Source organism: Phreatobacter sp. (assembly GCF_052440005.1).
Lineage (GTDB): Bacteria > Pseudomonadota > Alphaproteobacteria > Rhizobiales > Phreatobacteraceae > Phreatobacter.
Genome location: NZ_JBQVQL010000031.1, coordinates 1 through 26,456, shown reverse-complemented (window position 1 = coordinate 26,456; position 26,456 = coordinate 1). Strand labels below are relative to the sequence as shown.

Below are 26,456 nucleotides of genomic sequence, written 5' to 3'. Positions count from 1 at the left end.
GCCGGCGGTCCCCCATGTCCCCCGCGTCCCTGACCTTCTTCGCCGGCATCCTGATGGGGCTCGCCTCGAGCCTGCATTGCGCCGGCATGTGCGGCAGCATCGGCTCGGCGCTCATGCTCACCGTCCATCCGACCGGCGATGCCGGCCAGAGGGCGCGCACCCTCCTCCTGACGCAGTTCGGCCGGGTGCTCGCCTATGCGATGGCGGGCGGCATCCTCGGCACCTTCGGTTCCGGGATCGCCGGCGCCTTCGACCAGACGGCCGCGTACCGGGTGCTGCAATGGGCGAGCGCCGTCACCCTCGGCTGGATCGGCCTGTCGACGGCCGGCCTCATTCCCTCGCTCGTCGCCTTCGACAGGTTGGCGGCGCCCGTCGGCAACACCTTGATGACGCTGACCTCACGCCATCCGGGGATCGGCGTCGGCGGCCCGGTGGCGCTCGGCGTCGTCTGGGGCTTCATGCCCTGCGCCATGGTCTATGGCGCGCTCTTCACGGCGATGCTCGCCGGCAGCGGCCTCGGCGGCGCCGGCCTGATGCTTGGCTTCGGCCTCGGGACCATTCCCGCCGTCATGGCCAGCGCCATGGGGGTGGCGACCCTCAAGGGCCTCGGCCGCAATCCCGCGGCGTCCATGGCCGTCGGCCTCGCCATCACGACTTTCGCCGTCGCCTCGGTGCTGATCGGGCCGGAGGGCGGCGTGCTCTGCCTGCCGGCGCTGCGCTAGGCGCCGGACTGCTTCACTTCGCCGGTTTGCGCCGCCGCCGCCGATAGCCGACACTGCCGGCATGGAGCCGCCTGTCGACCCCCGCCGCGGTGATGCCGAAGACGACGCGTCGAGCCCGGCCACCCGGTCCCTGATCAAGCTTGCCGGCTGGCTCTTCACCGAGATCAGCCTGCCGAAGCTGATCTTCGCGTGGACCAGCCTCATGCTGGTGCCGGCCCTCCTCCTCGGCGCGGCGCCGCTGGTCGTCACCGGCTGGGTCGACACGCTGTCGGGGCGAATCACGGCGCTCGCCGGGTTCAGCTCGGTGCTGCTGCTCCTGCTGGTGGCCGTCGTCGGCTTCTTCGGTTGGCGGCCGCTGTTCCGCTCGGCCGAGCGCAGCTTCTGGTCCCTCAACGCCCTCGCCATCCAGCCCGGCTATGCCACGAGCCGGGAAGCGCTGCGCCATGTCGTCGAGCGCTTCTCCTCGCGCGCCAGCGAGCCCGGACGCCGCGCGCGCCTGCGCTCGCTCTCCGCGATCGGTGCTGCCGCGCTGCTGGCCGTCGCCGCCATCGGCGTGATCCTCCTCGTCTGGCCCTCGACCCGCTGGACCGCCGACTTCATCGACTTCGCGCGCCCCAACCGGCTGGTGCGGCCGGCGCTCGCCAATGCCGTCGTCCTCGTCGCCCTCTACATGGCGGTCGCCTCGATCAGCTGGGGCTATGCCGACGCGACCATGGCGACGCCGGAGGACATCGGCGCCTTCGACATGCCCTCGCACGGCGGTCCCTCCTGGCGGGTGGTCCATCTCTCCGACCTCCACGTCGTCGGCGAGCGCTACGGCTTCCGCGTCGAGAGCGGACGGCGCGGCCCGCGCGGCAACGGGCGGCTCGAGCGGATAGTCGAGAGGCTCGCGGCGCTCCATGCGGAGGAGCCACTGGACCTCATCATGGTGACCGGCGACGTGACCGATGCCGGGCGCTCGGCGGAATGGGCCGAGTTCCTCGACCTCGTCTGGCGCTATCCGCAGCTCGCCGAGCGCATGCTGCTGCTGCCGGGCAACCACGACCTCAACATCGTCGACAGGGCCAATCCCGCCCGGCTCGACGTGCCGTTCAGTCCGGTCAAGCAGCTCAGGCGTCTGCGCACCCTCTCCGCCATGGTGACGATCCAGGGCGAGCGGGTGCGCCTCGTCGATCGTGACCGGGGCGTCCTCGGCCATACGCTCGCCGCCGCAGCCGCCCGCAAGCAGCGCCTGATCCGCTCGCTGGCGGATACGGGCAAGCTCGGCGCGGGGGTGCAGTTCGCGACCTTCTGGGACAATCTCTTCCCGCTGGTCATGCCGCCGAAGAACGACGAAGGGCTCGGCGTCATCCTGCTCAACTCCAACGCCGAGACGCATTTCTCCTTCACCAACGCGCTGGGCCTGGTCTCGCACGAGCAGGAGGCGGCGCTGGCCGCGGCCGTCCGCCAGTATCCGCGGGCGTCGTGGATCGTCGCGTTGCACCACCACGTCATCGAATATCCGCGGCCGGTGCGGGCCTTCTTCGAGCGGGTGGGAACGGCCCTCGTCAACGGCAGCTGGTTCGTCCGTCAGCTCGAACCCCTGGGCGACCGGATCGTGGTCATGCACGGCCACCGCCACGTCGACTGGATCGGCCGGTGCGGCAGCGTCAGGATCGTCTCGGCGCCGTCGCCCGTCATGATCGCGGACGAGACGGCGCCGAGCGTGTTCTACCTGCACAGGCTCTCGTCCGGCGCCGGCGTTCGCCTGAGGCTCGCCGAGCCGGAGAAGATCACCGCGGCGCCGGAGGCTCCGGCGCTCGCGCCGCTGAGGCAGGAGACCGTGCCGCGGCGGGTGAGCCTGCTCTAGGGCTAACGGCGTCAGACGAACTGCACCGAGACGCTGCCCAGCGGCCCGAAGTCGGCGTGCAGGGTGTCGCCCTTCGCCGCCCAGACCGGACGGGTGAAGGAGCCGGAGAGCATGAGGTGGCCGGGCTCCAGCACGGTTCCGAAGCGGCCCACCTTGTTGGCGAGCCAGGCGATGGCCATGGCGGGGTGGCCGAGGACGCCGGCGGCGATGCCCGTCTCCTCGATCTCCGCGTTGCGGTAGAAGATGGCCCCCACCCAGCGCAGGTCCACCGCATCCGGGCGCACCGGGCGACCGCCGAGGATGATGCCGGCGGCGGCGCCGTTGTCGGCGACGGTGTCCTGGATCTTGCGCGGGTTCTGAACGCGCGCGTCGATGATCTCGATGGAGGGCACCACCCATTCGGTGGCGCGCAGCACGTCGACGAGGCCGATGCCCGGGCCCTTCAGCGGCTCCTTGAGGATGAAGGTCAGCTCCGGCTCGACGCGCGGGACGCAATAGTCCTCGAAGCGGACCTTGGCGCCGTCGTTCAGCAGCATCGACTCGAGGAGATGCCCGTAGTCCGGTTCGTCGATCTGCGAGGAGGCCTGCATGGCCTTGGAGGTCAGGCCGATCTTGTGGCCGATCAGCCGGTCGCCGCGGGCGATCTTGGTCTCCGTCACCAGCGAGGAGATGGCGTAGGAATCCTCGATCTGGATGTCGGGCCAGGTCTTGGTGAGCTGCAGCGCCGGGGTGCGGGAGTCCTCGGCGGCAAGCAGGATTTCGGCCGCCTTGCGGCGATCGGCATCGGAAAGCATGGGTCGATCCTTCGGGTGGTCGGGCGGGAGCCGTCAGGCCTTCTCGGGGAAGAGGCCGGTGAGGACCTCGCCCGCGAGATTGAAGGCGGCGACGCCGCGGAAGAGGGCCGCAACGGCCGCGGCCGCGTGGAGCTCGTCGAGCGTCGCGCCGGCCTTGATGGCCGCCTTGGCGTGGTTGGTTGCCGCTTCCGATGTCTGGGTCAGCAGGATGGCGAAGGCCATGAGCTGGACCGTCTTCTGGTCCAGCGCCTCGGGGGTCAGCGCCGTGATGCGCCAGTCCTCGATGGCGGCGACGACCTCGGGAGCGACGGCCATGCCGAGCTTCAGCCGCTTGGCGATGCGCGGGGGCGTGAAGCCGATCATGTCCTCGTAGCGCTTCTCGAGCTCGGCGAGGGTCGGAAGGTCGTCGCGGGTCTCGGCCATGGGGTCTCTCGCTGGGGAGGGGAAGCGGCGTCCTGCCGTCACTGGGGGGTGAGGCCGGCGGCCTTGATGATGGCCGACCACTTCTCGGTCTCGCTCTTCAGGTAGCGGCCGAAATCGTCGCCGAAGACGGTGCCCGGCTCGGCGCCCAGTTCGGCGAACTTGGCGATGATGGCGGGCTCCTTGAGGACGGCGGCGGTGGTCTCCACCAGCACCTTCATGACGGCGGGCGGCGTGCCGGCGGGGGCGACGAGGCCGAACCAGGACGAGGCCTCGAACCCGGCGACGCCGGCTTCCGCCATGGTCGGCAGTTCCGGATAGAGCGAGGAGCGGGTGGCGCCGGCCACCGCGATCGCACGGATCTTGCCGCCGGCGACCTGCGGGCGCACTGCCGGCATGTTGTCGAACATGAAGGGGATGTGCCCGGCGACGAGGTCGTTCATGGCCGGGGCGGCGCCGCGATAGGGCACGTGCTGGATGTTGATGCCGGCCAGCGACTTGAAGAGCTCGCCCGCCAGGTGGTTCGTCGAGCCGGCGCCCGAGGAGCCGAAATGCAGCTTGCCCGGCTCGGCCTTGGCGAGGGCGATCAACTCGGCGACCGTGTTGGCGCGCACCTGCGGGTGGACCGCGAGGACGATCGGCACCGAGGCGGTGAGCGCAATCGGAGCGAAGTCCTTCAGCGGATCGTAATTCATGCGCTGGAAGAGGGAGGGGTTGATGGCGAGCGGGCCGGGGGCGGCGAGCAGGAGCGAGTAGCCATCGGCATCGGCGCGGGCGATGGCCTCGCCGCCGATATTGCCGCCGGCGCCGCCGCGGTTCTCGATGACGACGGGCTGCTTCCAGATCTCCGAGAGGCGCTGGCCGATGATGCGGGCGATGACGTCGTTCGAGCCGCCGGCCGGGAAGGGGACGACGATGCGAACGGCGCGGTCGGGGAAGGCGGCCGCAGGCAGGGCGCCGAGGGTGAGGGCGAAAAGCCCGGCCATGAGGGAAGCAAGCCAGCGGGTCATTGAGATCTCCGGTGCAGGAATATCGATTATTATTAGATCATCGATTTTTATGGTACACCATGGGCTGGCCGGGTCAATGCCGTGGGCCCGGGCTCAGGGAAGGGCGGTTATCGCTCTGTAAATGACGTGAGGTGATGCATGGCTGCCCCATCTGCCGGCGCGATGGTGCCGAAACCCTGCCCCGGGCCTGACCGGAATCCCCGCCGGCCGGCCTTCGCCATGCCGCGCGGCGCCTGCGACACCCATGTCCACGTCTTCGGCCCCGCGGCGCAGTTCCCCTTTAGCCCGGCGCGCAGCTACACGCCGGAGGACTGCACGGTGGAGGATCTCTTCGCTCTTCACGCAGTGCTCGGCATCGACCGTGTCGTCATCGTCCACGGCGGCGCCCACGGCACCGACAACCGGGCGACCCTCGCGGCCCTCGACCGCGCGCCGGACCGCATGCGCGGCGTCGCCGTCATGCCCTCTGGCCTGCCACAGGCGGAGATCGAGGACATGCACCGGCGCGGCATGCGCGGCTGCCGCATGTCGACGGTGGTCAGCGGTGGCGCCTCGTTCGACCATCTGCCGCGGCTCGCGGCGGAGACGCGAGACTTCGGCTGGCACCTCGTCCTCCACTTCCACCGCGCCGAAGAGCTGCTTGACGTCGAGGCGGAGCTCACCGCCTGCGGCAGTCCCTTCGTGCTCGACCACCTGGCGCGGATCACGGCCGCCGAGGGTGTCGAGTCCGCGCCCTTCGCCGCGGTCCTGCGCCTCCTCGACACCGGGCGCTGCTGGGTGAAGCTCGCGAGCCTCTACCGCCTGTCGTCGGATCCCTATCCGCACCGGGACATGCTGCCGCTGATCCACCGGGTCGTCGCCCACCGGCCGGACCGCATCCTGTGGGGCAGCAACTGGCCCCATCCGATCTGCCCCGTGCCCATGCCCAACGACGGGGACCTCGTCGACCTGGTGCCGCTCTGGATTCCCGATGCGGATCACCGCAAGCTTGCGCTGGTCGACAATCCCGCGGCGCTCTATGGCTTTGCGCCCACCGATGACTGAAGGGCCGGCCCGATGAGCCTTCGCGACGTGACGCCCTCCTCTCCGGCGACCCTGACGACGACGCTCGCCGGGCAACTGCGCGGCGCCATCATGCGCGGTGATTTCGAGCCCGGCTCCAAGCTCGTGCTGGATCGCATCCGGGCGCGCTATGGCGTCAGCCTCAGCCCGCTGCGCGAGGCGCTTTGCCGGCTGGAGAGCGAGGGGCTGGTGGAGGCCGAGGACCAGCGCGGCTATCGCGTCTCGCCGGTCTCCGCTGACAACCTCACCGAAGTGATCCGCCTCCGGGTCGAACTCGAGGGCATGGCGGCGCGGGAGGCCATCCTCCACGGCGACGCAGCCTGGGAGGGGCGGATCCTCTCCGCGCTGCACCAGCTCGGCCGCTGCAAGCGCGGGGCGCGTACGGGCGAGGAGCAGGAGGAGTGGGAGGCCCGGCACCGGGCCTTCCATGCCGAGCTGATCTCGGCCTGCCGCATGCCCCTGCTGCAGCAGTTCTGCGAAACCCTGCACGACCAGTCGGACCGCTACCGCCGCATCTTCCTGAAGGACCACGCGCCGGACCGCGACGTTCCGGCGGAGCATGCCGCCATCGCCGAGGCGATGATCGAGCGGCGGGCCGACGACGCGACGACGCTGCTGCGCGAGCATGTGGAGCGCACCGGCCGCAACATCCAGGCGGCGCTGCGCACACGCGCCTGAACCGCGTCAGGCGTTGACGGGCTTCAGGCCGAAGCCGTGCCGGAGCAACTGCCAGCTCGGCGGGGCAGGCGAGCCGTCCGGATAGGCGCCGCCGGCCCGGCCGTCGAGGGTCGCGACCAGGCTCTCCTTGACCCCGAAGACCGCGTCGCTCTCCAGCCAGGGATCGCCCGGCATGAAGAGATGCGTCACCAGCGTCTCGTGGCCCGGCGCGGCGATGCGGAAATGGATGTGGGCGGGGCGCATCGGGTGGCGCTTCGTCGCCTCCAGGAGTTGCCCGACGGGACCGTCGTGGGGGATCGGATAGCTCGACGGCACGATGGTGCGGAAGCCGAAGCGCCCCTCGGCATCGGTGATGAAGCGGGCGCGGAGCGAGGGCTCCTCGGTGCCCTTCTGGGCGTCGTAGAAGCCCTCGTCGTCGGAGTGCCAGATGTCGACGGCGGCCCCGGCGATGGGTGCGCCGGCGGGCGAGGACACGGTGCCTTCGACGAAGAGGCGTTCGCCCGGCTCGTTTGCGGCGATGTCGGCGCCGTAGGGCGTGACCCGGTGCTCGCCGAGATAGAAGGGGCCGAGCACCGTGGTCTCGGTGGCGCCGTCGGGCATGCGGTGGTTGATGGCGTCCACCAGCATGGAGATGCCGAGCACGTCGGAGAGCAGGATGAACTCCTGCCGCTTGTCGTCGCACATGTGGCCCGTGCGGGTCAGGAAGCCGATGGCGGCGATCCATTCCGCCTCGGTCAGTTCCACCTCCTTCACGAAGGCATGGGCGTGGCGGACCAGCGCCTGGACGACCTGCTTCAGCCGGGGATCGGGACATTCGGCGAAGCGCTTCACCACCTCGTCGGTCAGGTTGTGTTCGTCGAAGCTCAGCATGGCGTCACTTCACCAGGGCGGTGGCGAGGAAGGGGAAGAAGGCGATCAGCACGAGGCCGATCCCCATGACGGCGAGATAGGGGATGGTGCCGGCGAAGATGGTCTCGATGCCGACCTTCGGATCGCCGAGCGTCGCCTTCACCGTGAAGACCGAGATGCCGAAAGGCGGCGTCAGCAGGCCCATTTCCACGGCGATGATCGTGACGATGCCGAAATGGATGAGGTCGAAGCCCATGGCGGCTGCGATGGGCGCGCCGATCGGCACCATGATCAGCAGGATCGACGTCGAATCCAGGATCATGCCCATCAGCAGGACGACGATGACGAAGGCGAAGAGGAAGCCGTAGGCGCCGAGCCCGAGGTGCTGGACGAAGTCGCCGATGGCATTCGGCACTCCGGCCATGGAGAGCATGCGGGAATAGAGGCTGGCGGCGATGAGCAGGAAGAGGATCGAGGCGGAGACGAGGCCTGCCTCCTTCAGCACGCGCCAGAACTTCGGCCAGTCGAGACGGCGGCGGACCAGGGCGATGACCAGGGCGCCGGCAGCGCCCACCGCACCCGCCTCGGTCGGCGTGAAGAAGCCGGTATAGAGGCCGCCGAGGATGAGGACGACCAGGCAGGCAATGGGCACCGACTTTGCCAGCATCTCGCCGACCGGCATGGCCGCATCCTCGTCGGCCGCGGAATGGGCGGGATCGACGAAGATCTGTCCCGGACGGAAGCTCGCATAGAGCCAGATCATCACGGTGAAGCCGAAGGCGATGATGAGGCCGGGAATGACGCCGGCGAGGAACAAGCGGCCGATGGAGACCTCGGCGAGCACGCCGTAGACGATCATCAGGAGGCTCGGCGGGATGAGCATGCCGAGGATGGAGGACCCGGCCACCGTGCCGGTCGCAAAGCGCATGGTGTAGCCATGGCGCACCATTTCCGGCACCGCCACCTTGGTGAAGACGGCCGCCGACGCGATGGACACGCCCGTCACCGCGGCGAAGACGGCATTGGCCGCGACGGTGGCCATGCCGAGCCCGCCGCTGATGCGACGCAGCAGCGCCTGGGCGACCTGGAACGTGTCCTTGCCGACGTCGGAGATGGAGACCAGAAGCCCCATCAGCACGAAGAGGGGGATGGTGGCGAAGAGATAGTCCTGGATGCCCGAATAGGTTGCGAGCGCGGTGAAGCGGAAGGCGAGATCGACGTTGTCGCGGATCAGCCAGACGCCGATGGCGCCGGTGCTGATCAGCGACAGGCCGATGGGCAGGCCGAGCAGGATCAGCGCCACCATGGCGCCAATCAGCAGAAAGCCGAGGGTGATGTCTTCCATGGTCGGTCAGCCTTCGGCCGGTTGGCGCCGGCCGGCAATTTCGGCGACGAACAGCATGCAATAGGCGAGGGCGCCTGCCGCCCCGCCGAGAATGATGAGGGCCCGGAAGGGCCAGGTCGGCACCGTGAACAGGCCCTGGACGCCGAAGAATTCGCGGGAGGCGAGGGATGTCCACATGCCCGGCCAGGCGGCCCAGGCGAGGAAGGCCATGACGGCGGCGCCGATGAGCAGGAACAGCGCCTCCACGGCGCGCCCGAGGGCAGGATGGCGGTGCAGGACGCCCTCTATGAGGAAGTCGGCCCGCGTCATGCGGCGCGCATAGATGGTGGCGCCGATCTGCAGGAAGACGATGCCGACGATGGAATGGGCGGCGATCTCCGACACGCCGGTGATCGGCATGGAGAGGAAGGAGCGGCCGATCACGTCGGCGCAGATGAGCAGCATCAGCCCGAAGGTCCAGACCGTGCCGATGGCGGCCAGGGCGTCGAGCAGCATCCGGACGGGATCGAAGGGTTGGGGTGCCGCCTCGCGCTCGAGCGCCGCGACGTCGATGTCGTCGGCCATGGTCGGTCTCCGGATGGCTGCTGGTGAAATGCGTGCGGGCGCCGGAGCAGGTCCGGCGCCCGGTATCGGTGTGTGGGATCAGGCGGTGGCTTCGCGGTCCCAGTCGCGGCCCGGCGTCTGGCCGGCGGCGCGGATGGCGGCGAAATAGGCCTTCAGCACGTCGCGGGAGGCCGGGCCCGAGGTGTCGGCCCAGGTCTTGGCGATGTTCGGCAGGCCGGTGATCCAGCGCTTGCGTTCGGCGTCCGCCATGGTGGTGATGATCGAACCCTTGTCGACCATCTCCTTTTCAGCCGCGGCGATGCGCGAGGAGACGTCCTCGACGTGCTTCTGCGTGGTGATCTTGCCGGCCTCGGCGACCGCCTTCTGGAAGGCGGCCGGCCAGCGGTCGTGGCGCTGCTTGTTGGCGGCGATGCCGCCGACATACATGGCGCCGACGTCGCACTTGGTGACGTATTTCGCCACCTCGTAGACGCGGGTCGGCAGGATGCCGACGAAGAAGGACAGCGCGCCTTCCGACACGCCGGTCTGGATGTCGGTGTAGTAGGTGGTCAGCGCGCCGTCGACCGGGGTGGCGCCGGTGCCGGTGAGCCAGTTGGCGGAGGTGCCGGGCGCCGAGATCTTGCGGTTGCGGAGGTCGTCGAGGGTGCGGACCGGGAAGGTCGACCAGATGTGGTAGGTGTCGGTGATGAACGAGGAGAGCGGCACCATGTTGAGGCCGTTCCAGTTCTGCTTGATGGCCGGAACCGTCGCGTTCAGCTGGTCGAAGGTGCGGGCGATGAGGCCGTGGTCGCCGGTCGTGAAGGGCGTGAAATAGCTCACGTTCTGGAGCGGCATGGTGGAGCCTTCCCAGAGCGTGCCGACGTAGCCGATGTCGGTGATGTTGTCGCGCACCGCCTCCATCGTGTCCTGGAACTTGTAGAGCGTGCCGCCATAGGATTCGCGCCAGTTGACGCGGACCTGGTTGCCGTTGTCGCGCAGGTGCTTCTCGACCTCCGGCTGGAACACGTTCTTCATCATCGAGACCCAGAAGTTCTGGACCGGGTGGCTCGCTGCGATGGTGACGTTGAGGCTCTGCTGGGCCGAGGCCCTGATGTTGAAGACGGGCAGGGTGGCCGCGCCGGCGGCGCCGGCCATGAATGTACGCCTGGTGGTCGTCATCGTCGTTCCTTCCTTGAGGCGGGGATCACGGGGGTCCCCTGTTTCCGTGGCTGTTCTTGGCGGCCGGTTGGCCCGGCCTTTCACGTCGGGGAGTAGGCTAGCACCGCTTCCCCATGCTCATGCAATGGTTCCGAGCGCCCTCAGGATGCGGTCGGGAGTGAAGGGCTGGGCGAGGACCTTCGCGCCGAGGGGCGCGAGGGCGTCGTTGATGGCGTTCATGACGGCTGCCGGAGCGCCGGCGGTGCCGGCCTCGCCCGCACCTTTCGCGCCGAGGAGCGATTCCTTCGTCGGCGTCTCGACGTGGCCGACATGCATGTCGGGCATCTCGGCCGCCATGGGCACGAGGTAGTCGGCAAGGGTGGTGGTGAGGAGCTGGCCGTCCTCGTTGTAGACGCAGTGCTCGTAGAGCGCGCCGCCGATGCCCTGGACGATGCCGCCGCGCACCTGCTCGTCGACCAGCATGGGGTTGATGACCCGGCCGCAATCCTCGACGCACCAGTGTTCCAGCAGCTTGACCATGCCGGTCTCGACATCGACCTCCAGCCAGCTCGCCTGGATGCCGTTGGTGAAGGCGAAGGGGTATTCCTTGGTGATGAAGTGGCGCGTCTGGACGAGCTCGCGGGCGAGGTCCTTCGGCAGCGTGTCGCCGCGGTAGTAGACAATGCGGCCGAGCTCGGCGAGCGGCATACGTGCCTGTCCGGTCGCCTTGTCCACCACCTCGCCCATGACGACGTCGAGGCTCGCCGCTTGCGCCTGCAGCATGGCGCCGGCGACCTCGAGGATCTGCTCCTTGAGGGCAATGGCCGACTGCAGAGCCGCCTCGCCGCCGATGCCGGCACCGCGGCAGGCCCAGGTGCCGCCGCCATAGGGCACGGTGCGGGTGTCGCCGGTGACGATCTTCACCTTCGAGACCGGAACGCCGACGCCGTGGGCGACGATCTGGGCGAGGATCGCCTCGGTGCCCTGGCCCTGCTCGGTGACGCCGGACATCGCGACGACGGAGCCGTCGGGGTCCATGCGCACGGTGCAGCCGTCCTGCGCCGAAATCTTCGCGCCACCGATGCCGTACATGAAGGGCGAGGGGTTGGTGAGCTCGATGAAGCTGGCGAAGCCGAGGCCGCGATAGACGCCCCGTTTGCGCTGCTCGGCCTGATCGGCGCGGATCTTGTCGACCGGCACCATCTCAAGCAGCTTGTCGAGGGAGGCGTGGTGCGACAGGCCCTCGAACCGCATGCCCGCCGGCGAGGTGCAGGGATAGGCGTCGTCGGCAATCAGGTTCTTCCGGCGGATGGCGACCTTGTCCATGCCGAGCGCCTCGGCCGCGAGATCGACCAGGCCCTCGGTCACCGTGGTCGCGATGGGGTGGCCGACGGCGCGGTACTGGCAGGTCGGCGCCTTGTTCTGCAACACGACGGTGGTGGTGCAGCGGTAGTTGGCGAAGGCATAGGGCCCGCCGCAGAGGTTGACGACCTGGTTGCCCTCGACCGCGCTGGTGCGCGGATAGACCGAATAGGGGCCGATGCCCGTGAGGTCGTCGATGTCGAAGGCGAGGAAGCGCCCCTCCGCATCCACCGCCAGGCGACCCTTGATGCGATGGTCGCGGGCGTGGATGTCGCTGCCGAAGGCCTCGAAGCGGTCGGCGATGAACTTCACCGGCCGTCCCATGATCCGTGACATGCAGGCGACCGCCATCTCGTCGGGATAGACGTGGACCTTGATGCCGTAGGAGCCGCCGACGTCCTTGCAGATGACCCGCACGTCGCTCTCCGCCATGCGCAGCTGCGTGGCGAAGACGTTCTGCATCATATGCGGCGCCTGCGTCGAATGATGGACGGTGAGCGTGCCGTCGGCGCGGTTGTAATCGGCGATGATGGAGCGCGGCTCCAGCGTCACGCCGGTGTGTCGGCCGGTGTGGAAGGTGGCTTCCACCACCTTGTGGGCGGCCGCGAAGGCGGCCGCGACGTCACCGGTCTCGGCGGTGCGGGTGAAGACGAGATTGTCGCCGAGCTCGGGATGGATGATGACCGCGCCGGGGGCGAGCGCCGTCTCCATGTCGACCTGGGCGGGGAGCGGATCGAACTCCACCGCGAGCGCCGCGACGCCGTCCTCGGCCGCCGCACGGGTATCGGCGACGACGGCGACGACGGCCTCGCCCTGCCAGGTCGCGCGCTCCAGCGGCAGCGGATATTGCGGCGCCGACTTCATGCCCTTCAGGTGGGCCAGCACGGCCACCCAGGGATCGCAGATCTTGGCGAGGTCGGCGCCGGTGAAGACGCGCACCACGCCCGGCACGGCCAGCGCGGCGCTGGTGTCGATCGAGACGATGCGCGCATGGGCATGGGGCGAGCGCAGGAAGGCGGCATGGACCAGCCGCGGCAGGGTGACGTCGTCGGTATAGGTGGCGCGGCCCTCGACCAGCTTGCGGACGTTGGGGCGCGGCACGGCGCGGCCGATATAGGAGTTCGGCAGGTCCTCGCGCGACAGGCCGAGGGATTTCGGCGTGACGATCTCGTTCATCGGACGGCCTCGCGGGTGCGGCGCGCCTTGAGGGTGTCCTCGACGGCGTCGACGATGGCCTGGTAGCCGGTGCAGCGGCAGTAATTGCCGGAGATGTGTTCGCGGATCTCCTCGCGCGAGGCATTCGGCGCCTGGGTGAGGATATCGGCGGCGGTGACCAGCATGCCCGGCGTGCAATAGCCGCACTGGGCGGCGTTGCGGGCGACGAAGGCCTCCTGCAGGTCGCGGATCTCGCCGCTGTCGGAGAGGCCCTCGATGGTCTCGACCGCAGCGCCGTCGAGGCTCGCGGCGAGCACCAGGCAGCCGCGCACCGCGTCGCCGTCGACGCGGACGGTGCAGGCGCCGCAGACGCCGTGCTCGCAGGCGGTGTGGGCGCCGGTCAGGCCGAGTTCGCCCCGCAGGAAGTCGATGAGATGGATGCGCGTGTCGACGCTGCGGGAGACCCGCTCGCCGTTGACCGTCAGCGTGATGTCGATGCGGCGGTTCATGCGGCCTGCTCCGCCGGCGTGAGGAAGGACGAGAGCGCGCGGCCGGTGAGTACGCGGGCGAGGTGGCGCTTCAGGTCGGGGCCGCCATGGAGGTCCCCCGGCGGATCGAGGTCGTCGGTGAGGGCGGCCTGGGCCGCGGCGATGGAGGCCTCTCCCAACGGACCGCCGACGAGGGCGGTGGAGGCGCCGCGCGCGATCTCTGCGCCGGAGCCGACGCCGAAATAGACGAGACGCGCCGTCTCGACGGAACCGTCCGGCCGCATGGACAGCACGGCGGCGAGGCCGGCCATGGCGTAGTCGCCCGAGCGGCGGGTGACCTCGACGATGGCCTGGCGGCTGGCGGGTGTCGCCACCGGCACCTCGACGGCGGCGATGATCTCGCCGGGGCTGAGGTCGGTGGAGAACAGGCCCTGGAAGAAGTCGGCGGCGGGCACCCGGCGCTCGCCACCCTGCGAGGCGATCACGATGGTGGCATCGAGCGCCACGACGCAGGCCGGCAGCTCGGCGGCCGGATCGGCGAGCGCGAGGCTGCCGCCGATCGTTCCGCGGTTGCGGATGGCCGGATGGGCGATGAGGGGAGCAGCCTTGGCCAGCAACGGCGCGTGGGCGGCGACGAGCGGGTCGCGACCGAGTTCGGCATGGCGGGTCAGCGCGCCGATGCGCAGCGTCGAGCCGGCCATCGAGACGCCGCGCAGCGCGGCGATGCGGGTAATGTCGACGAGGCCGGAGGGCTCCGACAGACGGAACGACAGCGTTGCGAGCAGGCTCTGGCCGCCCGCGAGGATCTGCGCCTCGGGTCCGGCGGCGTCGAGCGCGCGCCAGAGCTCGTCGAGACTATCGACGCGGGCATAGCCCATCGCCGGCCACTTCATGATACGTCTCCTCGCGTCGGGATGCCTTGCCCACCTTGCCGGCGGCGGCCCCGTTCTGTTTAATTGGTCAAATGATCAACTACGGCGTACGGCAGAGTCAAGGGGCTTGCCGCTCTGCCGAAGGGAGGTTCAGGGGAATGTCCGACGGGCCGGACGCGATGGTCAGGCGGCGGCGCCTCGCGCCGGAGGCGCGGCGTGAGCAGATCGTCGACGCGGCCGTCTGCTATTTCGCCGAGGTGGGGCTCTCCGGCACCACCCGCGACCTCGCCAAGCGCGCCGGCATCACCCAGGCGCTGCTCTACCAGTATTTCCGCAGCAAGGCGGACCTGCTCGAGGCCGTGTTCGCGCGCGTCTATCTCGACCGGATGTCGCCGCATTGGCCCGGGCTGATCACGGACCGCAGCCGCCCGCTGCGCGAGCGCATGCTGACCTTCTACGCGGAATATTCAGGGGCCATCTTCTCCTACGAATGGCTGCGCATCTTCATGGCGGCGGGCCTTGCCGGTGAGGCGCTGAACCGCCGCTATCTCGATCATGTGCGCGACCTGTTGCTGGTGCCGCTCCTGGAGGAGATTCGCTTCGCTGCGCGGCACAATGCCCAACCGGAGATGGAGGACCTGTGGAACCTCCATGGCGGGATCATCTATCTCGGCATCCGCCGGCACATCTACCACCTGCCGACTCCGGACGACGTGATGCCGGTGATCGAGCGGGCGATCGACCGTTTCCTCGCCGGGTTCGCCATCGGCGACAGAGCATGAGAGACAGATCCCGATGACCACGCTCTTCGCCATCCACGCCCTGGACAGGACCGACGCCCTGCCGGTGCGGCTCGCGCACTACGACGCGCACAAGGCGTTTCTCGCGGACACATCGGCGCACGGCGTCAGGATCGTCATGTCCGGGCCGCTGATGAGCGACGACGGCGAGCGGATGATCGGCAGCCTGTTCCTCGTCGAGGCCGCAGATCGTGCCACGGTCGAGGCGTTCAATCGCGCCGATCCCTTCCACGCGGCGGGGATCTGGCAGGCGGTGACGATCACCCGCTTCCTGCGCCGCCAGGGCTGAAGGCGCGCCGCCCTCAGCTGACGACGGAGGGGCTGGTGCGGCCGGTGAAGCGCGTGACATCCGCCACCTGCATGGCGATTTCCTGCACCTCGGCGAGGGCCTCGGCGGCGAGCAGCCCATGGTCGGCGCCGCGCGGCGCGAAACGCTCCAGATAGACGCGAAGCGTCGCGCCACGCGTGCCGGTTCCCGACAGGCGGAAGACGATGCGGGCCTCGTCGGCGACGATCTGCACGCCCTGCTTCGTCGCCACCGAGCCGTCCACCGGGTCGGTATAGGCGAAGTCGTTGGCGTCGGTGACGGTGAGGCGGCCGGCGAGTTCGCCGGCGAGTGCGGGGAGCCGGCGGCGCAGCGTCGCCATGAGCTCCTCGGCGCCGGCCGTCTCCACCTCCTCGAAGTCGAGGCGCTGGTAGTAGTCGCGGCCATAGGCCTGCCAGTGGTCGCGCAGGATCTGGCCGACCGACAGGCGCCGCTCGGCCAGGATGTTCAGCCACATCATCACCGCCCAGAGGCCGTCCTTCTCGCGCACGTGGTTGGAGCCCGTGCCGGCGCTCTCCTCGCCGCAGATGGTGATGAGCCCGGCTTCCAGCAGGTTGGCGAAGAACTTCCAGCCCGTCGGCGTGACATGGCAGGGGACGCCGAGGGCGGCGGCGACGCGGTCGACGGCGCGGCTGGTCGGCATGGAACGGGCGACGCCCGTCAGGCCGCCGCGATAGCCGGGCACAAGATGGGCGTTGGCGGCGATGACGGCGAGGCTGTCGCTCGGCGAGACGACGAGGCCGCGGCCGATGATGAGGTTGCGGTCGCCGTCGCCGTCGGAGGCGGCGCCGAAATCGGCCTCGGAGCGCCCGGCCACCATGTCCACCAGGGCGGCGGCGTGGTGCGGGTTCGGATCGGGATGCAGGCCGCCGAAATCGGGCAGCGGCACCCGGTTCATGAGGTGCGCTTCCGGCAGGCCGAGGCGGCGGTGGAAGAGTTCCGTGGCATAGGGGCCGGTCACCGCGTTCATGGCGTCGAAGCGCATGGTGAAGCCGGAGCGGAAGAGCCCGGCGATACGGTCGAAGTCGAAGAGGCTCTCCATGAGGTCGACATAGTCGGCGACGCTGTCGACGACCTCGATGAGGCAGCCCTCGATCGTGTGGCGGCCGACCTGGTCGAGCGGCAGGTCGGGGGTGTCGGCGATGGCGTAGCGCGCGCAGGTGCGCGTGCGCGCATGGATGGCGTCGGAGACCGCCAGCGGGATCGGCCCGCCGTGGGCGGCGTTGATCTTGATGCCGGAATCGCCGTCGGGACCGCCGGGGTTGTGGCTCGCCGACAGGATGATGCCGGCCCGCGCCTTGCGCTTGCGGATCATGGCGGAGGCGGCCGGCGTGGAGAGGAGGCCGCCCCGGCCGACCACCACATGGCCGACCTTATGGGCCACGGCCATCTTCAGGATGGTCTGGATGGCGCTGTCGTTGAAGAAGCGTCCGTCCCCGCCCACCACCAGCGTCACGCCAGCGACGTCCAGTTCCTCGAAGGCGGACTGGATGAAGAGCGCGACGTAATGGGGCTGCATCATGTGCCCGGTCGGCTTGCGCAGGCCCGACGTGCCGAGGGTCTGGTCGAGATAGGGGCGGGCGTCCACGGACAGGATCACATGCGTCTCCAGGGGTATCTGCAAACCGGGCGACAGGTGCCATGACACCGCGCCGGTCCGGCGCCATATCATTTCAAGCGGGATGAACCCTAGCTGAAGCCGGGACACCGACGACAGAAACGAGAGCGACCGGTATCCTGTTCCAAGCCTCTCAGGGCCGCCGCTTCGGGCCGCCTCGGTCAGGCCGTCTTGCGCGCGAGATAGACGGTCTGGGTGTAGCTGCTGTCCAGCAGCGGATTGTGGAAGGTCACCGGCGCCGACCAGGCCTCGGCGAAGACGCCGGACAGGCGGGTGATGAAGGCCGGATCGGCCACCGCATCGGACCACAGGCCGAAGATGCCGCCCGGCCGGATATGGCGGCCGACGGCGGCGAGGCCCTGCGGCGTGTAGAAGCCCGTGCTGCGTGCGTCGAGAAGGTCGTCGGGGGCGTGATCGATATCGACGAGGACAGCATCGAAGAGGCGCCCGGGCGCCGCCGGGTCGAGCCCTGCGGCGCTCGCCGCCAGGGCGAAGAAGTCGCCGGCGACGAGGCGACAGCGCGGGTCGGCCGCGAGCGCCTTGCCCATCGGCAGCAGGCCGGCCCGGTGCCAGCCGATCACCGGCTCCAGCATCTCGACGACGACGAGGGAGGCGACGGCCTCATGGTCGAGGACCGCCTTGGCGGTGTAGCCGAGGCCGAGGCCGGCGACGGCCACGTCGACGGACCGCCCGGCGAGGGCCTTCAGGCCGAGATCGGCAAGGGCGACCTCGGAGGCGGTGAAGAGGCTGGACATCAGGAACTCGTCGCCCAGCTTGATCTCGTAGACGTCGACGTCGAGCCTGTGCTCGCGTCGCCGCCGCAGGCTGAGCGGGCCGATGGGCGTTTCCTGGTAGTCCAGTTCCTGGAAGAAGAGGCTCAAGGCCGTATGTCCCGCGATGCTGCCGCTTTCTGGCGACGGCCGGGAGCCTAGTCGCAAAGCCGGCGCAGCGATACCGCAGCCGCGGAGCGTACACGCAGGTGCGGCGTTGCTCAGTCGGCGACGACGACGTTCAGCCGGATGCAAGGAGCGAGGCGATGCGCGTGATGGTGCTGGTGAAGGCGACGGAGGACAGCGAGAGGGGCTTCGACCCCTCGCCCTCGTCGCTCGCGATGATGGCGGCGATGGGCCGTTTCAACGAGGAGCTTCGCGCCGCCGGGGTGCTGATCGCGGGCGACGGTCTCAAACCCTCCTCGGAAGGACGGCGGGTCGCCTTCGACGGGGCCGGCCGCACCGTCACGGAAGGGCCCTTCGCGCCCGCCGGCGAGCTCGTCGCCGGGTTCTGGCTGTGGAACGTCGCCGACATGGAGGAGGCGGTCGCCTGGGTGAAGCGCTGCCCCAATCCGATGCCGGGCCCCAGCGTGATTGAAATCCGCCCGCTCTACGAGATGGCGGATTTCGCCTGAGGCGCGAAGGGCCGGGGAGGCCGGCCCTTCGCTCGAGAGGGTGGTCAGCCGTGGCCGGGCGAGCCCGAGGGCGCGTGACCGCGGGTCTTCCAGAGCGAGAAGACCACGCCGCCGGCGATGAGCGAGAGCGTCACACCCAGCGATATCGCGGGGTCGAGCTTGCCGACGATCTGGTTCCAGAAGATCTTCGCGCCGATGAAGACGAGCACGATGGCGAGTGCGTACTTCAGGTACTCGAAGCGGTGCACCATGGCGGCGAGGGCGAAGTAGAGCGCCCGCAGGCCGAGGATGGCCATGATGTTGGCGGTGAAGACGATGTAGGTGTCGGTGGTGATGGCGAAGATCGCCGGCACCGAGTCCACCGCGAAGACGAGGTCGGCGATGTTGATGACGACCAGCGCCAGGAACAGCGGCGTCGCAAAGCGCGCCATCTTGCCCGTCACCGGGTCGGGCTTGGTGACGAAGAAGTTCGCACCGTGCAGTTCCGGGGTCATGCGCATGCGCTTCGACAGGAAGCGCACGACGGGGTTGGCGGAGACGTCCTGCTCGCTCTCGCCCATCAGCAGCATCTTGATGCCGGTGGCGATGAGGAAGGCGCCGAAGATGTAGAGCACCCACTCGTACTGCTGCACGAGCGCCGCGCCCAGCGCGATCATGATGCCGCGCAGCACCAGCACGGCGAGGATGCCCCAGAGCAGGGCGCGGTACTGGTATTTCGCGGGGATGGCGAAATAGCCGAAGATGATCGAGATGACGAAGACGTTGTCGATCGACAGCGCCTTTTCCAGCGCGTAGCCGGTGAAGTACTCGATGCCCGAGGTCGGGCCCATGGACCACCAGATCCAGACGCCGAAGACCACCGCGATGGCGATGTAGAAGGCCGAGAGGACGAGGCTTTCGGTGACGCCGAGCTCCTTGTCCTCCTTGTGCAGCACGCCGAGGTCGAAGACGAGCAGCGCGCCGACGAGGGCGAGGAAGATCAGCCAGAGCCAGGCGGGCTTGCCGAGAAAGTCGCCGGTCAGGAATGAGACGAGCAGTTCCATGGTCAACCTTTGGGTGGGGGAACCTGCGACCCGTCGGGGGCAGCAGGGTCGACGTCGATGTCTGCCGATGCGGTTCTCGCCCGAGGCTCCGGGCGCGTCCGCGCCGGGGTCCGGCCGAACGATGGGTCACGCGGAGGGCGATGCCCGCCGTGGTCCCCCGTCCGTTGCATGCCTGCTGGAACCGCCGCTGCCTCGCCTCAGTGGGAGAGGAGGACGGGAAGCGGCGGCTGCGACACGATGGTCCGCGTCGCGCCGCCGAGGATGAAGTCGCGCATGCGAGAATGGCCGTAGGCGCCCATGACGAGCAGCCCCAGGCCGTGGGTGGCGGCGTAGTCGCCGAGGGCCTGGCCGACGGGGCGGCCTGACGCGGGCTCCTCGTCGACCGTCGCCTCGATGCCGTGGCAGGCGAGGTGCCGCACCAGGTCCGCCACCGCCCGGCGGGTGGGGATGGTCTTTTCCTGGGTGACGGTGACGATGCGCACCGTGCCGGCCCGGGTCAGGATCGGCAGGGCGTCGGCGACGGCCCGTGCGGCCGGCCGGCTGAAATCCCAGGCGATGCCGACGGCGCCGAAGGGGTTGCCGGTTCCCGTGCGCTGCTCGGGGAAGACCAGTGTCGGGCGGCCGGAGCCGAAGATGACGCTCTCGGCGATCTGCTGCGCTCCGGTCTCTTCCCCGATGGCGATCAGGGTGAGGTCGTGGGTCCGCGCCTGCTCGGTGACGAGGGCGCCGAGCTGCGAACGCTGGCAGGCATCAGTGACGTGATGGCTCGTCACGGCCCGGTCCTTCGCCGCGCCCGCGAAGGCCGCGATGGCGGCGCGGGACCCCGCCTCGCTCTTTTCACGCTCCGCCGCGACCATGCCCGGCAGGTCGAGGAGGCTGTTGGCCAGCACGTTGCCGACATGCGGCAGCTCCACATGGACGGCGTGCACCGTGACCGACGCGCCGAGCGCGACGGCGAAGTCGAGCGCCTGATCGATGGCCGAAGCCGGGGTCGGCTCGGGGTAGCTGTTCAGGGGGAACAGCAGATCCTTGAAACCCATTGCGAAGTCCTCGCTCACGCCGGGCATCCCGGAAGGGGAGCCAGGCCGCCGCCGGACACCGCCGGAAGCGAGCGGAATATGGGCTTGATCGATCATCGGAAAAAGCAGATTGTTTGCACGATTATCATCGAAAAAATCTGCGTGTTAAGGACGGCGCCCGTGCTCAACTACAAGCAGCTCCACTATTTCTGGCGGGTCGCCAAGGCGGGCAGCATCGCCCGTGCCGCGTCGCAGCTCCGCCTCGCGCCGCAAACGATCAGCGCGCAGATCGGCACGCTGGAGGAGCAGCTCGGCGCCAAGCTGTTCCGGCGGGTGGGTCGCGGTCTCGAACTGACGCCGGCGGGCGACCTGACGCTGTCCTATGCCGACGAGATCTTCCAGATCGGCCGCGAGCTGGAAGCGAACCTGAGGAACCAGGCGGACAGCAAGGACATCCTGTTCCGCGTGGGGGTAGCCGACGTGGTGCCGAAGTCCATCGCCTACCGGCTGCTGGCGCCGGCGCTCGCCGGCGGCGCGCGGGTGCGTCTCATCTGCCGCGAGGACAAGCTGGACAGGCTGTTCGCCGAGATCGCCACCCACAAGGTGGATCTCGTTATCGCCGACCGGCCGCTGCCCCATGCCCTCGGCGTGAAGGGCCACAGCCATTCGCTGGGCCGCACGGCGCTCGCCTTCTTCGCCACACCCGATCTCGCCGCGCGCTACCAGCCCGGCTTCCCGCGCTCGCTGCACGGCGCGCCGATGCTCATCCCCGGCGACAGTTCCACCATGCAGATGGGACTGACGCGGTGGTTCAGCGACCAGCAGATCGAGCCCAGGATCGTCGGCGAGTTCGACGACAGCGCCCTGATGAAGGCCTTCGGCAAGGCGGGCACGGGCATCTTCCCGGCGCCCGCCATTCTCGCCGAGGAGATCGAGGAGCAGTTCGGCGCGACCATGATCGGCCGGGCCGAGGGCATCTGGACGCGCTATTACGCCATCTCGGTGGAGCGCAAGCTCAGCCACCCGGCCGTACTCGCCATCAGCGAGGCCGCCCGGGCCGAGGGGGCACACTGAACCGGGCAAGCGAATCAGCCGTCGGAAGAGGCTGGAGCACCGGGCAAAAATTGCCGGCCAATAGGCAGAAAATACCCATATAAATATTTGAAAAAAAAGAGCTTTTGACGAAATTTCCGCGCCTGGTTTCGCGCCCCCGCCCGTTTCAGTATCAGGTGACACCCACGATCCGGGCGTCGCCGTTGGCCAGGGTGGGAGAAGCGTCGTGTCTCTTGGGGCGGCATCTGTGGGTCTGATGACCATCGGGGCACCGGTCATGACGGACGGTGACAGCGAGGACCGAAAGGCCGGCGTCCAGGCGATGCCGGCTTTCGTGCGTCCGGCCGACGCCGACGACCTTCTGCTGCGGCGGATCGGCTGCGGCGAGGAGGCAGCCTTCCGCGCCCTGGTGGAGCGTCACATCGACCGCGCCTACGCGCTCGCGCTGCGCATCCTGCAGAACGGTGCCGATGCCGAAGACGTGGTGCAGGAGACCCTGCTGAAGATCTGGAACGGGCGGGGATCGTGGGAGGAGGGCCGCGCCCGGTTCTCCACCTGGCTCTACCGGGTGGTCACCAACCGCTGCCTCGACATCCGGCGCCAGCCCCGGATGGAGGAGATGGAGGCGGCGCCCGAAGTGGCGGACGGCCAGCCCGACGCGCTCACCTCGCTCCATCGTCACGAGGTCAGCGACCTCCTGCAGAAGGCCATGGACCGCCTTCCCGACCAGCAGCGCGTGGCGATCATCCTGTCCTATTTCGACGATCTCGGGAACGCCGAGATCGCCGAGGTCATGGAGACGACGGTCTCCGCCGTGGAGTCGCTGCTCAAGCGGGGGCGCCAGGCCCTGCGCAAGTTGTTGAACCGGGCCGAACGCGACATCCGCCAGTCGTTTACCGACGATTAACCATAAATCGACTGCGCCCCCCAAATGCTCCGCCTGAATTGGCGTGGGCTATCCGTTGAAGCTTCAGACGCGGACGGCCGCGTTGCAGCGCCTCGATGACGTGAGGCGTCGTGTAAGCCTTGCGAGGAGTACGACCTCATGCCCGTCATTTCGACGAACATCGCCGCCAACTCGGCCGTGCGCTACCTGAACGTGAATTCCGCCGACCAGACCTCGTCGCTGTCGAAGCTCGCCAGCGGCTCGCGCATCTCCCAGGCCTCCGACGATGCCGCCGGCCTCGCCATCTCGACGCGCATCACCTCCGACGTGACGACGCTGACCCAGGCCGCCACCAACGCCTCCCACGGCATCTCGGTGCTGCAGACCGCCGACGGCGGCGCGGCCAACATCAGCGACATCCTGCAGCGCATGAAGGCACTGGCCTCGCAGTCCGCCTCCGGCACCGTCACCGACAACGAGCGCGCCTATATCGACGCGGAGTTCTCGCAGCTGACGGAGGAAATCAACGGCATTTCCGAGTCCACCCGCTACAACGGCCAGAGCCTCCTCGACGGCTCCAGCGCCTTCGCCGAGGGCATCGCCGTCATGGTCGGCTCGGACGCCTCCGACACCATCACCGTCTCCATCGCGACCCTCAACGCCGAGGCCCTCGGCATCACCGCCGATGCGGACGAGGCTCCGGCGGCTCTCGTCGGCGGTTCGACCGGCTTCGACGCCAGCGGCGGCGACGTCTCCTTCAAGGTCAACGGCACCACCGTGACGCTCACGGATGACGGCGGTTCGGGTACGGACGGCGTCTATTCCGCCGCCGACATCGCCACCGCCATCAACACCGCCCTCGGCGGGGGCAGCACGGTTGCCGCCGGGGTCGATTCCACCACCGGCGCCCTGACCCTGACGAACACCGCGACGGGCTCGTCCGCCGAGATCGAGCTCTCCGACTTCACCGGCCTGACGGCGACCGACCTCGGTTTCACGACGACGTCCAGCACCGGCCGCGACGAAGGCGACACGCTGTCGGTGGCGACCCAGGACGGCGCCAACGCCGCCCTCGAGGCGCTGGACGAGGCGATCAACCTCGTCTCCAAGGCGCGCGCGGACATCGGCGCGACGGAATCGCGCTTCGCGTTCCGCTCGGAATCGATCGCCACCAGCATCGAGAACCTGAGCGCCGCCAATTCGGCCCTGCAGGACGTCGACGTCGCCTCGGAATCCGCCAAGCTCGCCTCGGCGAAGGTGAAGACCCAGGCCGCCGTCGCCGCCGCCTCGCAGGCCAGCCAGATGCCTCAGGACCTCCTGAAGCTGTTGCAGTGACCACTGACACTTTTCACTGACGACGAGACCGGGAATCGGGGCGCAGCTCCGGTTCCCACCCTTGCGGAGGGGGCATCATGGCCAGCGTTTCGAGTTCGACGTCCAGCCTCCTCTCCTCGGCCTACACGAGCTCGACCACCACCACGACCGCGTCGAGCAGCACCACCTCGTCCGGCACCACGTCCTCTTCGAGCAGCACCAGCAGCACCGACAGTTCGGACATCGACTGGGACGCGCTCATCGAGGCGGCGGTACAGGCCAAGCTCACCCGCGCCGACACGATCGACGTCAAGATCACCGACAACGAGACGAAGATCGCGGCCTACGAGAGCCTGCAGTCGCTCCTGACCGACATCTCGACCGCTGCCCAGGCCCTGCGCGCGCCATCCGGCGTGGTCGACGCACAGGACGACGCCTTCCTCAACCGGGCCGCCTATCTTACCGCCAACGGCGACGTCGACGCCTCCGCCTCGGTGTCCGTCTCGGTGGACAGCGGAACCGAGGTGGGCTCCTACGACCTCGAGATCCAGCAACTCGCCAAGGCGCACAAGGTGGCGGGATCGGCGATGGCGAGCAGCAGCGAGAACCTCGGCCTGTCCGGGGTGATGACGCTCGGCGTGGAGGACGGCGAGGGCGTCGCGATCACCATCGCGGAGGACATGACCCTCGCCGAGATCGCCGAGGCGATCAACGCGACGAGCGACGAGAGCGGCGTCAGCGCGACCATCCTGAAGGTCTCGGCCGAGGCCTACCGGCTGGTGCTGTCGAGCGTCGAGACGGGCCAGACCATCACCGCGAGCGACGGCACCGGCGGCGTGCTCGCATCGCTCGGCATCGTCGACGAGGAGGGCGCCTTCGCCGACGAACTGCAGGCCGGCCAGCAGGCGATCCTGGTGCTCGACGGGGTCGAGATCACGCGGTCGTCCAACGACGTGGACGACCTGATCGACGGCATGACCTTCCGTCTCTACCAGACGACGCCCGCGGGCACGTCGATCACCGTGGAGGTCGGCGCCGACGTCAGCGAGGTGAAGGAAGCCGTCCAGGCGCTGGTGGACGCCTACAACGCCTTCCGCGAATTCGCGGTGAGCCAGCAGACGCTGACCAGCAGCGGCACGGCGTCGGAAGAGTCGATCCTGTTCGGAGACGGCACGCTGCGTTCGGCGACACTCGCCGTCTACGACGCGCTGAACCAGACGATCGATGACACCGCCATGTCGCTGCTCGGCCTGACCTTCGACGAGAACAACTACCTGGAACTGGACGAGACCGCCCTGGACGAGGCGCTGCTCAGCAATCTCGACGAGGTCCAGTCGCTGCTCTCCTTCCAGATGGACGCCTCGTCGGCGGATCTGATGCTGCTCTCCCGCGGCACGTCGGCGCCGGCGGACTTCACGCTCGACGTCACGACCGATGCCGACGGGGCCCTCGTCTCGGCCTCGGTCAACGGCAATGCCTCGCTGTTCACCGTGTCGGGAACGCGCATCATCGGGGCGGAGGGCACGGCCTACGAGGGCTTCACCTTCGTCTTCGCCGGCCAGAAGAGCCAGTCGATCGACGTCTCCTTCAGCACCGGCATCGCCGAGCTGCTCTACAACGCGACCGAGGACCTGGTCGACGGTTCGGCGGGGACCCTCCAGACGCTCATCGATAACCTCGAGAGCACCAACGACACCCTCCAGTCCAAGAGCGACACGATCCGCTCGTCGGCCGAGACCTACCGGACCAACCTGACCAATCGCTACGCCGAGTATCAGGCCGCCATCTCCGAGGCGGAATCGACCCAGGACTACCTGACCGCCCTGCTCGACCAGTGGAACAGCTCGTGATGACCCAGACCATGACCCGCGCCATCAGCGCCTATCGCTCGACCTCGGCCAGCGTGCATCCGCTGGTCGCGGTGGTCAGGCTATTCGACGAGATGCTCGTGCAGATCCGCCGCGGCATCCAGGCCACCGAGGCGCGCCGTCACGAGGACAGCTTCATCGCCATCGCCAAGGCCGGGCTCATCCTCCAGGGCCTCAGCCACAACCTGCGCTTCGACAAGGGAGGCGACGTCGCCGAGACGCTGCTCGCGACCTACACGAAGAACTGCATCGCCCTGCATGCGGCCTATGGCCGGCCGGATGCCGTGGCTCGCTACCGTGCCATCGCGGCCGGGCTCGCCGAGCTGCGCGACGCCTGGGCCGCCGCGGCCGGCATGCGGTCCCTCGCCGAGGAGGCGCAGGCGGTGTCGTCCGCCGGCCGCCGCCCGTCCTGACCGGCTGAACTTGCCTCTCGCCAAATCAGCTTTGTTTCGCGTAACAATCCGACACGAGCCGTTGCATGTCGTCACAGCCTGAAACGGCGGCATACAGGGCTGCGCCCCCCCGGCGCGGCGGCAAGCGAAGGTCGGACACGGGCGGATCCCATGCAGCGCTTGGATTTCCAGGATGCCCTCGATCGCTTCGGCGCTGATCTCGGCCGCTGGCCGGCCGCCGAACGGGCCCTCGCGCAGGCGCTGTTGCGCGAGGATCCCTCCCTCGGCGAACTCGTCGCCGAGGCGCGACGGCTGAAGTCCCTCGTCGCCTCCACGGCCCCCGTGCGCGCCCCGGCCGGGCTCGCGGACAGGATCGTCTCCCTCGCCGCCGCCTCCACGCCGCCGCTTCCGCGCGTGGCCTCGCCG

The 26,456-nt window shown here is 69.0% G+C and carries 27 protein-coding genes and 1 pseudogene; 14 read left to right on the top strand and 14 right to left on the bottom strand.

Features of this window, described 5'->3' with window-relative positions:
• The first annotated feature begins 14 nt into the window (after positions 1-14).
• Both ACT6XY_RS09915 and ACT6XY_RS09910 read left to right on the top strand, forming a co-directional pair.
• A complete protein-coding gene (locus tag ACT6XY_RS09915; RefSeq protein ID WP_444748172.1) occupies positions 15-722 on the top strand; it encodes a sulfite exporter TauE/SafE family protein in 708 nt (235 codons plus the stop codon).
• 61 nt (positions 723-783) lie between these two features.
• A complete protein-coding gene (locus ACT6XY_RS09910) occupies positions 784-2,571 on the top strand; it encodes a metallophosphoesterase family protein (protein WP_444748171.1) in 1,788 nt (595 codons plus the stop codon).
• Between the two features lie 11 nt (positions 2,572-2,582).
• Here the strand turns inward: ACT6XY_RS09910 and ACT6XY_RS09905 are convergent, their stop codons facing one another.
• From ACT6XY_RS09905 to ACT6XY_RS09895, 3 genes are read right to left on the bottom strand one after another with little or no spacing between them, the layout of a single operon-like run.
• Positions 2,583-3,365 carry a 2-oxo-hepta-3-ene-1,7-dioate hydratase gene (locus tag ACT6XY_RS09905; protein ID WP_444748170.1) on the bottom strand — a complete coding sequence of 261 codons (783 nt, stop codon included), beginning with the start codon at positions 3,363-3,365 and terminating at the stop codon, positions 2,583-2,585.
• 33 nt (positions 3,366-3,398) lie between these two features.
• Positions 3,399-3,788 (bottom strand): carboxymuconolactone decarboxylase family protein, encoded by a 390-nt coding sequence (locus ACT6XY_RS09900; RefSeq protein WP_444748169.1) that lies wholly within the window; start codon positions 3,786-3,788, stop codon positions 3,399-3,401.
• A 38-nt stretch (positions 3,789-3,826) separates the two neighbouring features.
• Entirely contained in the window at positions 3,827-4,795 is a 969-nt protein-coding gene (locus tag ACT6XY_RS09895; RefSeq protein ID WP_444748168.1) for a Bug family tripartite tricarboxylate transporter substrate binding protein, read from the bottom strand.
• Positions 4,796-4,933: 138 nt separating this feature from the next.
• Between ACT6XY_RS09895 and ACT6XY_RS09890 the strand changes: the two genes are divergently transcribed.
• Together ACT6XY_RS09890 and ACT6XY_RS09885 are read left to right on the top strand one after the other, a co-directional pair.
• Positions 4,934-5,839: an amidohydrolase family protein gene (locus ACT6XY_RS09890; RefSeq protein WP_444748167.1), complete on the top strand. Its 906-nt coding sequence runs from the start codon at positions 4,934-4,936 to the stop codon at positions 5,837-5,839.
• A gap of 12 nt (positions 5,840-5,851) precedes the next feature.
• On the top strand, positions 5,852-6,535 hold the full coding sequence (locus tag ACT6XY_RS09885) for a GntR family transcriptional regulator (protein ID WP_444748166.1): 684 nt from the start codon (positions 5,852-5,854) through the stop codon (positions 6,533-6,535).
• A gap of 6 nt (positions 6,536-6,541) precedes the next feature.
• Here ACT6XY_RS09885 and ACT6XY_RS09880 read toward each other — a convergent pair whose 3' ends face one another.
• The 7 genes from ACT6XY_RS09880 to ACT6XY_RS09850 form a co-directional block, all read right to left on the bottom strand.
• Positions 6,542-7,405 carry a dioxygenase family protein gene (locus ACT6XY_RS09880; protein WP_444748165.1) on the bottom strand — a complete coding sequence of 288 codons (864 nt, stop codon included), beginning with the start codon at positions 7,403-7,405 and terminating at the stop codon, positions 6,542-6,544.
• 4 nt (positions 7,406-7,409) lie between these two features.
• Positions 7,410-8,729 carry a TRAP transporter large permease gene (locus ACT6XY_RS09875; protein WP_444748164.1) on the bottom strand — a complete coding sequence of 440 codons (1,320 nt, stop codon included), beginning with the start codon at positions 8,727-8,729 and terminating at the stop codon, positions 7,410-7,412.
• Between the two features lie 6 nt (positions 8,730-8,735).
• Complete coding sequence (locus ACT6XY_RS09870) at positions 8,736-9,293, bottom strand: TRAP transporter small permease subunit (RefSeq protein ID WP_444748163.1); 558 nt, start codon at positions 9,291-9,293, stop codon at positions 8,736-8,738.
• A 78-nt stretch (positions 9,294-9,371) separates the two neighbouring features.
• Entirely contained in the window at positions 9,372-10,451 is a 1,080-nt protein-coding gene (locus ACT6XY_RS09865; protein WP_444748162.1) for a C4-dicarboxylate TRAP transporter substrate-binding protein, read from the bottom strand.
• A gap of 117 nt (positions 10,452-10,568) precedes the next feature.
• A complete protein-coding gene (locus tag ACT6XY_RS09860) occupies positions 10,569-12,968 on the bottom strand; it encodes a xanthine dehydrogenase family protein molybdopterin-binding subunit (protein WP_444748161.1) in 2,400 nt (799 codons plus the stop codon).
• On the bottom strand, positions 12,965-13,456 hold the full coding sequence (locus ACT6XY_RS09855; protein ID WP_444748160.1) for a (2Fe-2S)-binding protein: 492 nt from the start codon (positions 13,454-13,456) through the stop codon (positions 12,965-12,967). Before ACT6XY_RS09855 ends, ACT6XY_RS09860 begins: the two co-directional genes overlap by 4 nt.
• A complete protein-coding gene (locus tag ACT6XY_RS09850) occupies positions 13,453-14,328 on the bottom strand; it encodes an FAD binding domain-containing protein (protein ID WP_444748159.1) in 876 nt (291 codons plus the stop codon). The genes ACT6XY_RS09855 and ACT6XY_RS09850 overlap by 4 nt, the downstream gene beginning before the upstream one ends.
• Positions 14,329-14,465: 137 nt before the next feature.
• Between ACT6XY_RS09850 and ACT6XY_RS09845 the strand changes: the two genes are divergently transcribed.
• Together ACT6XY_RS09845 and ACT6XY_RS09840 are read left to right on the top strand one after the other, a co-directional pair.
• Complete coding sequence (locus tag ACT6XY_RS09845) at positions 14,466-15,089, top strand: TetR/AcrR family transcriptional regulator (RefSeq protein ID WP_444748158.1); 624 nt, start codon at positions 14,466-14,468, stop codon at positions 15,087-15,089.
• Between the two features lie 13 nt (positions 15,090-15,102).
• Positions 15,103-15,396 carry a YciI family protein gene (locus tag ACT6XY_RS09840; RefSeq protein ID WP_444748157.1) on the top strand — a complete coding sequence of 98 codons (294 nt, stop codon included), beginning with the start codon at positions 15,103-15,105 and terminating at the stop codon, positions 15,394-15,396.
• 13 nt (positions 15,397-15,409) lie between these two features.
• On the opposite strand, the gene ACT6XY_RS09835 is transcribed toward ACT6XY_RS09840, so the two are convergent.
• Positions 15,410-17,032 (bottom strand): alpha-D-glucose phosphate-specific phosphoglucomutase, encoded by a 1,623-nt coding sequence (locus tag ACT6XY_RS09835; RefSeq protein ID WP_444748156.1) that lies wholly within the window; start codon positions 17,030-17,032, stop codon positions 15,410-15,412.
• 179 nt (positions 17,033-17,211) lie between these two features.
• Positions 17,212-17,931 (bottom strand): spermidine synthase, encoded by a 720-nt coding sequence (locus ACT6XY_RS09830; protein ID WP_444748155.1) that lies wholly within the window; start codon positions 17,929-17,931, stop codon positions 17,212-17,214.
• Between the two features lie 155 nt (positions 17,932-18,086).
• Here ACT6XY_RS09830 and ACT6XY_RS09825 point away from each other — a divergent pair, with 155 nt between their 5' ends.
• A complete protein-coding gene (locus ACT6XY_RS09825) occupies positions 18,087-18,455 on the top strand; it encodes a YciI family protein (RefSeq protein ID WP_444748154.1) in 369 nt (122 codons plus the stop codon).
• A gap of 44 nt (positions 18,456-18,499) precedes the next feature.
• Here ACT6XY_RS09825 and ACT6XY_RS09820 read toward each other — a convergent pair whose 3' ends face one another.
• Both ACT6XY_RS09820 and ACT6XY_RS09815 read right to left on the bottom strand, forming a co-directional pair.
• Positions 18,500-19,498, bottom strand: coding sequence for a TerC family protein (locus ACT6XY_RS09820; protein ID WP_444748153.1), 999 nt, complete (start codon positions 19,496-19,498; stop codon positions 18,500-18,502).
• A 197-nt stretch (positions 19,499-19,695) separates the two neighbouring features.
• Positions 19,696-20,556 (bottom strand): universal stress protein, encoded by an 861-nt coding sequence (locus ACT6XY_RS09815; protein ID WP_444748152.1) that lies wholly within the window; start codon positions 20,554-20,556, stop codon positions 19,696-19,698.
• Positions 20,557-20,697: 141 nt separating this feature from the next.
• On the opposite strand from ACT6XY_RS09815, the gene nhaR reads away from it, so the two are divergent.
• The 7 genes and pseudogenes from nhaR to ACT6XY_RS09780 form a co-directional block, all read left to right on the top strand.
• Positions 20,698-21,591, top strand: coding sequence for a transcriptional activator NhaR (gene nhaR / locus ACT6XY_RS09810; RefSeq protein WP_444748151.1), 894 nt, complete (start codon positions 20,698-20,700; stop codon positions 21,589-21,591).
• A gap of 235 nt (positions 21,592-21,826) precedes the next feature.
• Positions 21,827-22,477: an RNA polymerase sigma factor gene (locus ACT6XY_RS09805; RefSeq protein WP_444748150.1), complete on the top strand. Its 651-nt coding sequence runs from the start codon at positions 21,827-21,829 to the stop codon at positions 22,475-22,477.
• A gap of 138 nt (positions 22,478-22,615) precedes the next feature.
• Positions 22,616-23,140 (top strand): annotated as a pseudogene (locus tag ACT6XY_RS09800) (flagellin N-terminal helical domain-containing protein); the annotation flags it as partial.
• A 93-nt stretch (positions 23,141-23,233) separates the two neighbouring features.
• The gene (locus ACT6XY_RS09795; protein WP_444748185.1) at positions 23,234-23,791 is read left to right on the top strand and encodes a flagellin; all 558 of its coding nucleotides are present in this window, start codon (positions 23,234-23,236) and stop codon (positions 23,789-23,791) included.
• A 77-nt stretch (positions 23,792-23,868) separates the two neighbouring features.
• The gene (gene fliD, locus ACT6XY_RS09790; protein WP_444748149.1) at positions 23,869-25,620 is read left to right on the top strand and encodes a flagellar filament capping protein FliD; all 1,752 of its coding nucleotides are present in this window, start codon (positions 23,869-23,871) and stop codon (positions 25,618-25,620) included.
• Complete coding sequence (locus ACT6XY_RS09785) at positions 25,620-26,051, top strand: flagellar export chaperone FliS (RefSeq protein ID WP_444748148.1); 432 nt, start codon at positions 25,620-25,622, stop codon at positions 26,049-26,051. The genes fliD and ACT6XY_RS09785 overlap by 1 nt, the downstream gene beginning before the upstream one ends.
• Positions 26,052-26,201: 150 nt before the next feature.
• Positions 26,202-26,456, top strand: a 255-nt coding sequence (locus tag ACT6XY_RS09780) for a hypothetical protein (protein WP_444748147.1), incomplete at its 3' end; no start/stop codon positions are given.